This is a genomic window from Streptomyces sp. NPDC006134, from assembly GCF_040628835.1.
GTDB lineage: Bacteria > Actinomycetota > Actinomycetes > Streptomycetales > Streptomycetaceae > Streptomyces.
The window spans coordinates 132,763-143,611 of sequence record NZ_JBEXTV010000015.1; the positions used below are offsets into that span (position 1 = coordinate 132,763).

General features: G+C 72.9%; 13 protein-coding genes and 1 riboswitch. Of the genes, 9 read left to right on the forward strand and 4 right to left on the reverse strand.

The window, feature by feature from the left end; all coding sequences use genetic code 11:
- Nucleotides 1-29 precede the first annotated feature (29 nt).
- A complete protein-coding gene (locus ABZ340_RS12825) occupies nucleotides 30-494 on the forward strand; it encodes an ATP-binding protein (RefSeq protein WP_358781775.1) in 465 nt (154 codons plus the stop codon).
- On the opposite strand, the gene ABZ340_RS12830 is transcribed toward ABZ340_RS12825, so the two are convergent.
- The 4 genes from ABZ340_RS12830 to ABZ340_RS12845 all read right to left on the reverse strand — a co-directional run bounded on the left by ABZ340_RS12830 (nucleotide 473) and on the right by ABZ340_RS12845 (nucleotide 3,418).
- Nucleotides 473-1,075, reverse strand: coding sequence for a DUF6328 family protein (locus ABZ340_RS12830; RefSeq protein WP_358781776.1), 603 nt, complete (start codon nucleotides 1,073-1,075; stop codon nucleotides 473-475). The genes ABZ340_RS12825 and ABZ340_RS12830 overlap by 22 nt on opposite strands.
- A 366-nt stretch (nucleotides 1,076-1,441) precedes the next feature.
- Nucleotides 1,442-1,915, reverse strand: a complete 474-nt coding sequence (locus tag ABZ340_RS12835) for a C40 family peptidase (RefSeq protein WP_358781777.1) — start codon at nucleotides 1,913-1,915, stop codon at nucleotides 1,442-1,444.
- Nucleotides 1,916-1,918: 3 nt separating this feature from the next.
- Nucleotides 1,919-2,122: riboswitch (cyclic di-AMP (ydaO/yuaA leader) on the reverse strand.
- Nucleotides 2,123-2,469: 347 nt separating this feature from the next.
- Complete coding sequence (locus ABZ340_RS12840) at nucleotides 2,470-2,775, reverse strand: hypothetical protein (protein WP_358781778.1); 306 nt, start codon at nucleotides 2,773-2,775, stop codon at nucleotides 2,470-2,472.
- A gap of 7 nt (nucleotides 2,776-2,782) precedes the next feature.
- Nucleotides 2,783-3,418 (reverse strand): ATP-dependent Clp protease proteolytic subunit, encoded by a 636-nt coding sequence (locus ABZ340_RS12845; protein WP_358781779.1) that lies wholly within the window; start codon nucleotides 3,416-3,418, stop codon nucleotides 2,783-2,785.
- Between the two features lie 202 nt (nucleotides 3,419-3,620).
- Between ABZ340_RS12845 and ABZ340_RS12850 the strand changes: the two genes are divergently transcribed.
- From ABZ340_RS12850 to ABZ340_RS12885, 8 genes are all read left to right on the forward strand, one after another.
- Nucleotides 3,621-3,935: a type II toxin-antitoxin system Phd/YefM family antitoxin gene (locus ABZ340_RS12850; RefSeq protein WP_358781780.1), complete on the forward strand. Its 315-nt coding sequence runs from the start codon at nucleotides 3,621-3,623 to the stop codon at nucleotides 3,933-3,935.
- 297 nt (nucleotides 3,936-4,232) lie between these two features.
- Nucleotides 4,233-4,535 (forward strand): urease subunit gamma, encoded by a 303-nt coding sequence (locus ABZ340_RS12855; RefSeq protein WP_358781781.1) that lies wholly within the window; start codon nucleotides 4,233-4,235, stop codon nucleotides 4,533-4,535.
- 12 nt (nucleotides 4,536-4,547) lie between these two features.
- Complete coding sequence (locus ABZ340_RS12860) at nucleotides 4,548-4,859, forward strand: urease subunit beta (RefSeq protein WP_358781782.1); 312 nt, start codon at nucleotides 4,548-4,550, stop codon at nucleotides 4,857-4,859.
- Complete coding sequence (locus tag ABZ340_RS12865) at nucleotides 4,852-6,573, forward strand: urease subunit alpha (RefSeq protein ID WP_358781783.1); 1,722 nt, start codon at nucleotides 4,852-4,854, stop codon at nucleotides 6,571-6,573. The genes ABZ340_RS12860 and ABZ340_RS12865 overlap by 8 nt, the downstream gene beginning before the upstream one ends.
- Complete coding sequence (locus tag ABZ340_RS12870; protein WP_358781784.1) at nucleotides 6,573-7,247, forward strand: urease accessory UreF family protein; 675 nt, start codon at nucleotides 6,573-6,575, stop codon at nucleotides 7,245-7,247. Before ABZ340_RS12865 ends, ABZ340_RS12870 begins: the two co-directional genes overlap by 1 nt.
- A gap of 101 nt (nucleotides 7,248-7,348) precedes the next feature.
- Nucleotides 7,349-8,026, forward strand: a complete 678-nt coding sequence (gene ureG, locus ABZ340_RS12875; RefSeq protein WP_358781785.1) for an urease accessory protein UreG — start codon at nucleotides 7,349-7,351, stop codon at nucleotides 8,024-8,026.
- A 131-nt stretch (nucleotides 8,027-8,157) separates the two neighbouring features.
- Nucleotides 8,158-8,925: an urease accessory protein UreD gene (locus ABZ340_RS12880; RefSeq protein WP_358781798.1), complete on the forward strand. Its 768-nt coding sequence runs from the start codon at nucleotides 8,158-8,160 to the stop codon at nucleotides 8,923-8,925.
- A 130-nt stretch (nucleotides 8,926-9,055) separates the two neighbouring features.
- The gene (locus ABZ340_RS12885; RefSeq protein ID WP_358781786.1) at nucleotides 9,056-10,663 is read left to right on the forward strand and encodes an alpha/beta hydrolase; all 1,608 of its coding nucleotides are present in this window, start codon (nucleotides 9,056-9,058) and stop codon (nucleotides 10,661-10,663) included.
- Nucleotides 10,664-10,849 lie beyond the last annotated feature (186 nt).

The window sequence follows — 10,849 nt, forward strand, 5'->3', positions numbered from 1 at the left end:
GCGGTCCCGTGGGAAGGGACGACGTCGCCATGGCAGATCATCTGGAAGCCTCCGTCACTCTGCCGAGCGATCCCGCCTCGGTCTCCGCCGCCCGGACCTACGTGGTCGGCACCCTGGCGGAGTGGGGACTGCCGGCGGGCACGGAGGTGTCCGACACCATCCGGCTCATCGTCTCCGAACTGGCCACCAACGCGGTGCAGCACACCTTCGGACTGTCGCCCACCTTCACGGTCGCCCTCGCACTCGACCGCGAGGAACGTCTGTGCGTCGGCGTCACCGACAGCCACCCCCGGTTCCCCAAGCGGCTGCCCGCCGCCGTGCAGCAGGACAACGGCCGCGGCATGGTGATCATCCGCTGGCTGGCCGCCGAGTGCGGCGGCAGGCTGAGGATCCGGCCGACCCGCGAGGGCGGCAAGACCGTCTCCATCGAACTGCCCTGGAGGGAACCGGCCGAGCCGGTCACGGCCGCCCCTCAGCAGGAGCAGCGGCGCTGAACCGGCGCGTCCGGCCGGACGCGCCGCACCGACGGCACCCGGCGCGATGCCCCTCCCCGGCCCCGTGCCGCCGGCGGACCGTCCGCGGACTCCCGCTCACCGGACGCCTTCGCCCGCTGGACCAGCCGGGGGAGCAGCCCCCACAGGCCGAGGCACACGAGCAGGGTCGCCGCGCCCGCGGCGACGCCACCGGCCCGGCCGGCCGTCACGTCCACCACGAGCAGCACCGAGCCGGTGAACGCGAGCACCAGCACACCGAGGCCGAGGGCGGCCGGCTGCGAGGAGACCTGCGCGATGCGCGGCTTGGCGCCCTTGCGGAAGAGCGAACGGTGCAGCGCGGCCGGTGCCGTGAACAGCGCGGCGGCGAGGACGGCGAGCAGCAGCGTGGTGACGTACGTGGCCCGCTGCACGGCGTCGAGATCCGGGAAGCGCGAGGTGAACGCCAGGGACAGCAGGAAGGCGAAGAGGATCTGGCCCCCGGTCTGGGTGACCCGCGGCTCCTGGAGCAACTCGGCGAAGCTGCGGTCGGCGCGCTCCAGCGGCGTCTCGTTGCGCGCGGTGCAGGGGCGGTGGTCGGCCATGGCGTGACGGGTATCCATCGGAGGGCGTGCCACGCGTGAGGGCCCGGACTTCGAGCGCGTCGTCACCCGTAACGGCGTCCGGAGGGCGTGTCACGTGGGGAGGCCCGTCCGAGCCCCCTTCCGGCCGTCTCACACGGCCCGGGGGCGGGCGCCGGGCCGGCAGCAGCCGGCCCCGGCCTCCCGAGGGCGGCGTCGCGGTCGGCGCGGCCTGCCGGAGGGAAGCCGCAGGGGTGGCGCGCGCCTGCCGGAGGGATGCTGCGGGGGTGGCGCGCGCCTGCCGGAGGGATGCTGCGGGGGTGGCGCGCGCCTGCCGGAGGGATGCTCCGGGGGTGGCGGCGAGTCGGGTCGCCACCACCCCGCGCCATGTCACTTGACCCGGCCGTACCAGACGCTCTTGGACCAGATCTTCTGGAGCCTCACCACGTCGCCGGTCTTCGGGGCGTGCCAGATCCTGCCCTTCCCGGCGTAGATCCCGACGTGGTACACGTTCCGGCCCGAGTGGAAGAAGACCAGGTCTCCGGCCCTGCGGTTCTTGGCGGAGATGTGGCGGGTCTTGTTGTACTGCTGGGCGGCGGTGCGCGGCAGTTTCTTGCCGGCCTTCTTGAACGAGTACTGCGTCAGCCCGGAGCAGTCGAACCGGTACGGCCCGGTGGCACCGTACTTGTACGGTGCACCCTTCTTGGAGGCCGCGATCTGGAGGGCCTTCGTGGCCGGGGCCGCGGCGGCGGCCTCGGAGGCGACGCCGGGGACCACGATCGAACCGCCGACGGCGGCGATGGTGAGAGCCGAGGCCGTACCGGCCCGGACCATGAGGGACGGGACACGATTGAGCGCAGTCATGCGCAACCCTTCGTCAGCCGCCTGTGAAGGATGACCTGTCGGATTCGGGCTGACAAAGTTGCCCGGCCGCGTGGTGCGGCTTCACCCCAAGGGCTGCTCGGCCCGGCCATGGCGTGACCGTTCCGGCGACCCGTCGTGCTTGGGTCCTCCACTCCTGCCGATCCACTTTCTGTCGACCGGTCATCCGGGCGGCGGCAGGACTCGGCGTCCGCCCGGACCGCCCCGCCGCGGTGGCGGGGGCTTGTCGTCAGACAGGGATCTTGGCGCACCGAAGTCCGAAAATCCCAACGGAACCGGGGATTTGTGTTGTTACTCACCACTCACCCGTTCGGGTGGACACCCCTGTGTTCGAGCTTCCGTCGAGGGTGCCGCCGAGCTCCGGACCAGCGGCGGAATCAGTTATTCCGCACCGGGGTGCAGCGGAAGGCGCAACCGGCATACGCCTGATACAGCAGGAATTTCTCCACCGAAAGGGGGTACGCCGTTCGGCGCCTTCCGGGCCCGGCCCGGGCCCCGCGCGACGCGTGGGGGAGCCCGGGCCGGGTGCCGGTGTGTCAACTGCCGGAGGCGGGCGGCAGCGTGACGCGGGCGGTGCGCCGCTCGCCGTCCAGGAGGCGCAGCGCGCGGGCCAGGGTGGCGGTGTGCAGCTCGCTCTCGCCCCGCTGGTGCATCAGCGTCAGCGCGTCGCGCAGGGCGGCCGCCCGGCCGACCAGGGCCTGGGCGGCCCGCAGTCCGCGGTAGGTGTCCCCGTGGCGCGCCGGGTTGACGCGGCCGAGCAGGTCGGCCACGTCGAGGTAACGGTCGATCAGCTCGGCCTCGGCGCGCGTCAGGGCGGGCAGGGGCGGGAGTTCGGGAAGCACGTCCGCCTCACTCCCCGCCGGGTGCGGGCCGCGCGCCCTTGCGGCCGGAGACGATCCGGTCCACCAGGCCGTACGCCAGCGCCTCCCGCGCGTCGAGGATCTTGTCCCGCTCCATGTCCGCGCTCACCTGGGCGCGGGTGCGGCCGGTGTGCCGCACGAGCATCTCCTCCAGGAGGGAACGGACGCGCGTCAACTCGTCGGCCTGGACGGCCAGGTCGTCGGCCTGCCCCCGGACCGGCTCGGCGAGGGCCGGCTGGCGGATCACCATGCGCGCGCCCGGCAGCACGGAGCGCTTGCCCGGCGTGCCCGCGGCCAGCAGGGCCACCGCCGGGGACCCGGCCTGGCCCAGGCAGGTCGTCTCCACGTCACAGCCGACGTACTGCATCGTGTCGTAGATCGCCGCCATGGCTTCGAAGGAGCCGCCGGGAGAGTTGATGTAGAGCGCGATGTCCCGGTCGGGTGCCTGGTGCTCCAGGTACATGAACTGGGCGACCACGTCGTTGGCCGCCACCTCGTCGATCGGTGTCCCGAGAAAGACGATCCGCTCCTCCAGCAGCTTCGCGTACGGATCCGTCGTCCGCTGCCCGGAGCTCGTCCGTTCGGTGAACTCGGGCAGGACGTGGCGGGCGGTCGGTCGGGTCATGGCGAACCCCTCCTCTGCGGGCGTCTCCGGTGACGCTGTCTCTGTAAAAAATGTACAGGACGTACAGAATGGGAGAGGGTGGCGTCCGATCGTGTTCCATGGGAAAAGCCCAGGTCGGGAGGGGTGTGGCGGGATCGGTTTCGCCCGTGGCGGACGGCCTGGGGCCCGGTCGGGCGTCGGCGGAGGCTCGTAAGCTGGACGTATGGCCTACGAGATTCCGGTGACGCAAGCCAGGGCTGAGCTCGCCGACCTGATCAACCGCGTCGTGTACGGCGGTGAGCGCGTCGTCGTGACCCGGCACGGCAAGCCGCTGGTCGCCCTGGTCTCCGCCGCCGACCTCGAACGGCTCGAAGCGCTGCGGGAGCAGGACCGGGGACCGGAGCGGGCACAGGAGCAGGCACAGGCGCAGGAGCAGGTGATCAGTGCGGTCTCCAGCGTCCGGGAGGTGCCGTCCGCGCCGCGCGAACGGCAGCGGTTCGGCATCGCCGCGGAGCACCGGAGGCCAGGGACCTCCTGAGCCGACGGCTCCCGCTCCGGGGTCTGGAGGCCGCCGCCGGGAGCGGCGGAACGGGGTGCGCCGCCGGGGGATCTCACCGGCCGCGGCGGCGGAACGTCCACGTCCGGGAAGCGGTCACCCATAAGTGGGCAAAGGAGCGATCAAGAAGTAGCCCCGGGCAACTTTGCCTGATGATTGCTGGGTTAACGTGACCGAAACCCGGTGCAACTAGCCTGCCGATCCGGCGACCTGCGCTGTTGCCCCGTGGCTGCGACATCCGGACCCCGCACGGTCCGGGCGAGGACTGTGAGGTGGTACGTGCAGCTGACCCCGCACGAGCAAGAGCGGCTACTGATCCACGTGGCGGCCGACGTCGCCGAGAAACGCCGGGCTCGTGGAGTGAAACTCAACCATCCCGAGGCGATCGCCCTCATCACCTCGCACATCCTCGAGGGCGCGCGCGACGGCCGTACCGTCGCCGAGCTCATGTCCACCGGACGCAAGGTGCTCACCCGGGACGACGTCATGGACGGCGTCGCCGAGATGATCCACGACGTCCAGGTCGAGGCCACCTTCCCGGACGGCACCAAGCTCGTCACCGTCCACGAACCGATCATCTGAGGCGGGGACACGATGATTCCCGGAGAGATCCTGTTCGCCGACGAGCCGATCGCCTTCAACACCGGCCTCGAGGTCACCCGGCTGACCGTGCTCAACGCCGCCGACCGGCCCGTCCAGGTCGGCTCCCACTACCACTTCGCCGAGGCCAACCCCGGCCTGGACTTCGACCGCGCCGCCGCGCGCGGCAAGCGGCTGAACATCGCCGCCGGCACGGCCGTGCGCTTCGAGCCCGGCATCCCGGTCGACGTCGAACTCGTCCCGCTCGCCGGCGCCCGCGTCGTGCCCGGGCTGCGCGGGCAGACCGGAGGTGCCCTCGATGCCTGAGATCTCGCGTGCCGCCTACGCCGACCTGTTCGGCCCCACCACCGGCGACCGCATCCGCCTCGCCGACACCGACCTCCTGATCGAGATCGAGGAGGACCGCGCCGGCGGCCCCGGACTCTCCGGCCAGGAGGCCGTGTTCGGCGGCGGCAAGGTCATCCGCGAGTCCATGGGCCAGTCCCGCGCCACCCGCGCCGAGGGCACCCCGGACACCGTCGTCACCGGCGTCGTGATCATCGACCACTGGGGCATCGTCAAGGCCGACGTCGGCATCCGCGACGGCCGGATCACCGGCATCGGCAAGGCGGGCAACCCCGACACGATGGACGGCGTGCACCCGGACCTGGTCATCGGCCCGGAGACGGAGATCATCGCCGGCAACGGGCGGATCCTCACCGCCGGCGCCATCGATGCGCACGTCCACTTCATCTGCCCCCAGGTCGCCGACGAGGCGCTGGCCTCCGGCATCACCACCCTGGTCGGCGGCGGCACCGGGCCGGCCGAGGGCTCCAAGGCCACCACCGTCACCCCCGGCCCCTGGCACCTGGCCCGCATGCTGGAGGCGCTGGAGGCCCACCCCGTCAACATCGGCCTGCTCGGCAAGGGCAACACCGTCTCCCACGAGGCGATGCTGTCGCAGATCCGGGGCGGCGCGGCCGGCCTGAAGATCCACGAGGACTGGGGCGCGACCCCGGCCGCCATCGACGCCGCCCTCACCGTCGCCGACCGGACCGGCGTCCAGGTCGCCATCCACACGGACACCCTCAACGAGGCCGGTTTCGTGGGCGACACGCTCGCCGCGATCAACGGACGGGGCATCCACTCGTACCACACCGAGGGCGCGGGCGGCGGGCACGCCCCGGACATCATGACCGTCGTCTCCCAGCCGCACGTGCTGCCCAGCTCCACCAACCCGACCCGGCCCTTCACCGTCAACACCGTCGAGGAGCACCTCGACATGCTGATGGTCTGCCACCACCTCAACCCGGCCGTGCCCGAGGACCTGGCGTTCGCCGAGTCCCGCATCCGGCCGTCCACCATCGGCGCGGAGGACGTCCTCCACGACCTGGGCGCCATCTCGATCATCTCCTCCGACTCCCAGGCCATGGGCCGCGTCGGCGAGGTGATCCTGCGGACCTGGCAGACCGCGCACGTGATGAAGCGGCGCCGCGGCGCGCTGCCCGGCGACGGCCGGGCCGACAACCACCGCGTCCGCCGCTACGTCGCCAAGTACACGATCAACCCGGCCCTCGCCCAGGGCATGGCCCGCGAGATCGGCTCCGTCGAGACCGGCAAACTCGCCGACCTGGTGCTGTGGGAGCCGGCGTTCTTCGGCGTCAAGCCGCTTCTCGTCCTCAAGAGCGGGCAGATCGTCTACGCGCAGATGGGCGACGCCAACGCCTCCATCCCGACCCCGCAGCCGGTCCTGCCGCGCCCGATGTACGGCGCGATCGGCCGGGCGCCCGCCGCCAACTCCGTCAACTTCGTCGCCCCCCTGGCGATCGAGGACGGGCTGCCGGAACGGCTGGCGCTGGGCAAGCGGTTCGTGGCGATCGACTCCACGCGCGGCGTCACCAAGGCCGACATGCGGGAGAACGACGCCCGGCCCGATGTGCGGATCGACCCCGACAGCTTCGCCGTCCGCGTCGACGGCGAGCTCGTCGAGGCGGAACCGGCCGCCGAACTGCCCATGGCCCAGCGTTACTTCCTCTTCTGATGACCAGGGCAGCACTTCTGGTCCTGGCCGACGGCCGCTTCCCCGCCGGAGGGCACGCGCACTCCGGCGGCGCCGAGGCGGCCGTACGGGCCGGGCGGATCACCGGGGCGGCGAGTCTGGAGGACTTCTGCCGGGGACGGCTGCACACGACGGGCCTCGTCGCCGCCGCCCTGGCGGCGGCCGCCGCGCTCGGCGCCGATCCGGCGGAGCTGGACGCGGCGGCGGACGCCCGCACACCGTCGCCCGCGCTGCGCCTGGCCGCGCGCCGGCTGGGCCGCCAGCTCATGCGGGCCGCCCGCGCGACCTGGCCCGCACCCGAACTCGACGCCGTCGCACGGGCGTTCCCCAAGGGCGCCCATCAGCCGGTCGTCCTCGGGCTCACGGCACGCGCGGCAGGGCTCGGACCGGCGGACGCCGCGTACTGCGCGGCGTACGAGAGCGTCAGCGGGCCCGCCACCGCGACGGTGCGGCTGCTGAGCCTGGACCCCTTCGACGCCACCGGGGTACTGGCCCGGCTGGCGCCGGAGCTGGACCGCGTCGCGGACCGGGCGGTGGAGGCGGCGCGGACGGCCCTCACCGAGGGGACCGGCGTCCTGCCCGCCGCCTCCGCGCCGCTGCTGGAGATCGCGGCCGAGCAGCATGCCGCGTGGCCCGTCCGCCTGTTCGCATCGTAGGCCGCAGGAGGTCCGCCGCCCCGCCGCCCCCCTCTCCACCGTTCCCTCCCCCTCACACACACGGGCCGGGCCGTGCCGGCCCGGCCGAAACAGGAGCCGCCATGCATCTCGACCACTCCCACGACGGACCCGCCGCCGTCAGCGCCGACGCCCACCGCCCCGACGGCACCCGCCGCGCCTTGCGCGTCGGCCTCGGAGGCCCTGTCGGTTCCGGCAAGACCGCCACCGTGGCCGCCCTGTGCCGGGCGCTGCGCGACGAGCTCTCCCTCGCCGTCGTCACCAACGACATCTACACGCGCGAGGACGCCGACTTCCTGCTCCGCGAGGCGGTACTGCCCCCCGAGCGCATCAGCGCCGTGGAGACCGGCGCCTGCCCGCACACCGCGATCCGGGATGACATCTCCGCCAACCTCGAAGCGGTCGAGGACCTGGAGGAGGCGGTCGGCCCGCTGGACCTGATCCTGGTGGAGTCCGGCGGGGACAACCTCACCGCCACCTTCTCCAAAGGGCTCGTCGACGCGCAGATCTTCGTCATCGACGTGGCCGGCGGGGACGACATCCCGCGCAAGGGCGGGCCCGGCGTCAGCACCGCCGACCTGCTCGTCGTCAACAAGACCGACCTCGCGCCCTACGTCGGCTCCGACCTGGCGCGGATGGCGGCCGACGCCAAGGCGCAGCGCGGCGAACTGCCGGTCGTCTTCCAGTCGCTGCGCGGTGAGACCGGCGTGCGCGACGTCGCCGACTGGGTGCGTGCGCGGCTGGCCGCGTGGACGGCATGACCACGGCGGCCACGGCGACCGGGACGGTCCCGGCGACCGGAACGATTCCGGTGACAGGGATCATCCCGGCCACCGGGAAGAACGGAACACCCGGGACGGCCGGGGCGACCCGGACGGCCGGGATGGCCGGGATGGCCGGGACGACCGGTGTGTCCGTACGGGCCGGCGCGCGGATCCTCGCCCGGCCCGACGGGCGGGGCGGGACGGCCCTGCCCGTCCTGGACGGCGAGGGGCCGCTGGCACTGCGGCGCGTCCGGGCGAGCGGCGCCGAGGCCCACGTGATGCTCGTCGGCGCGATGAGCGGACCGCTGGGCGGCGACCACCTCACCGTGACGGCGGACGTGGCCGAAGGCGCCCGGCTGCGGGTCGGCTCGGCCGCCGCCACCCTCGCCCTGCCGGGACAGGCCAAGGGCGAGGCGTACTACGACGTCCGGCTGACCGTGGCGGACGGGGCCGAACTGCACTGGCTGCCCGAGCAGTTGATCTCCGTGCGGGGCAGCGACCTCACCGTCACCACGCACGTGGACCTCGCCGCGACCGCCCGGCTCGTGCTCCGTGAGGAACAGGTGCTCGGACGCGCCGGAGAGGAAGCGGGACGGCTCACCAGCCGTCTCACCGTCCGGATCGCCGGCCGGTGCGTCCTCGACCAGCAGCTGGCCTGCGGGCCCGGGGCGCCGGGCGGCTGGGACGGGCCGGCCGTGCTGGCGGGACACCGGGCCGTCGGCCAGGCCGTCGTCGTACGGCCCGCGTTCGCCGAGCACCCGCCGCCGGCGCGCATGACCGGCGACGGCGCGGCCGTGGTCCCGCTCGCCGGGCCCGCCGCGCTGGTCACCGCCGTCGCGCCGGACGCCCTGCGGCTCCGGCGCCTGCTGGACGAGGGCCTGCGCTCCCTGGACTGAGACCCGCCGATCGAACATGTTCTCCCGTTTATCGGATTGGCAAAGATCCTCTGCCGACCCTGTTCCCAGGGAACGCACAGCCGAGAGGATCCCCCCGTACCTTTCGAAAAACTGTGCGGGGAGGGCCGACTTGAGGAACAGGACACTGCGGCGCAGGGCGGGCGCGTTCGGCGCGGCCGGAGCGCTCGTCACCGCGACGCTGATAGCCGGCGCCGTCACGGCGCCCACGGCGAGCGCACGCCCGGCCGCGGACGCCCGGCACGGCCAGGACCGCGAGGCCCGCGGCGCCGCGATCGCCGCCGCCCGCGCCGCGCGGGCCGGGATCGACTGGCGGGACTGCCCCGCCGACTGGAACCTGCCCAAGCCCATCCAGTGCGGCTGGGTCACCGTGCCGCTCGACTACGCCAAGCCGTACGGCAAGCAGATCAAGCTCGCCGTCGACCGCATCGGCAACACCGGCACCAAGGACGAGCGGCAGGGCGCGCTCGTCTACAACCCGGGCGGCCCCGGCGGCTCCGGCCTGCGCTTTCCGGCCCGCGTCACCAACAAGAACGCCCTCTGGGCGAAGGTCGCCAAGGCATACGACTTCGTCGGCTTCGACCCGCGCGGCGTCGGCAAGTCCACGCCCATCTCCTGTGTCGACCCGCAGGAGTTCGTCAAGGCGCCCAAGATGGACCCGGTGCCCGGCTCCGAGGCCGACAAGCTCGCCCAGCGCAAGCTGGCCCGCGAGTACGCCGAGGGCTGCCACGAGCGCAGCGGCGAGATGCTGCCGCACATGACCACGCCGAACACCGCACGCGACCTCGACGTCATCCGCGCCGCGCTCGGCGAGAAGAAGCTCAACTACCTCGGCGTCTCCTACGGCACCTACCTCGGCGCGGTCTACGGCACCCTCTTCCCGGGCCACGTGCGCCGCATGGTCGTCGACAGCGTCGTCAACCCCTCCCGGGAGAAGATCTGGTACCAGGCCAACCTGGACCAGGACGTCGCCTTCGAGACCCGCTGGCGGGACTGGCAGGACTGGGTCGCGAAGAACGACGCCGTCTTCCACCTCGGGGACACCCGCGCCGAGGTCCAGGCCCAGTGGGAGAAGCTGCGCGCCACCGCCAAGAAGAACCCCATCGGCGGCGTCGTCGGCCCGGCCGAGCTGACCGGCTTCTTCCAGAGCGCCCCGTACTACGACTCCTCCTGGGTGCCGGTCGCCACCGTCTTCAGCAAGTACGTCGCCGGTGACACCCGGGCCCTCGTGGACGCCGCCGCCCCCGACCTGTCCGACACGGCGGGCAACGCCTCCTCGGAGAACGGCAACGCCGTCTACACGGCCGTCGAGTGCGCCGACGCCAAGTGGCCCACGAACTGGCAGACCTGGGACCGGGACAACACCCGGCTCCACCGCGACCACCCGTTCCTGACCTGGTCCAACGCCTGGATGAACCTGCCGTGCGCCACCTGGCCGGTCAAGCAGAACACCCCGCTGAACGTGAAGACCGGCAAGGGCCTGCCGCCGGTGCTGATCGTCCAGGCCGAGCGTGACGCGGCCACCCCGTACGAAGGCGCCGTCGAACTGCACCGGCGGTTCGAGGGCTCCCGCCTGATCACCGAGCGGGACGCCGGTTCCCACGGCGTCACCGGCCTGGCCAACCCGTGCATCAACGACCGGGTGGACACCTACCTGCTCACCGGCGAGGTGGGCAGCCGGGACGTGACCTGCGCCCCGCACGCCACGCCGAAGCCGTAACCGTAGCCGTAACCGCGGCGCGGTCCCGAGGAGCCGTGCCGCATCCCGTGATCTGTGACCGGCTGACCGTTTGTGATCGGAAAACCGCTTGAAACCGTTCGCAACCGCGCCGCCGGGCAGGCGGCCGTACGATCACTCGACGTCCGGGATCACCGACGCCATCGCCGGGCGACGCGCTATGCGCGT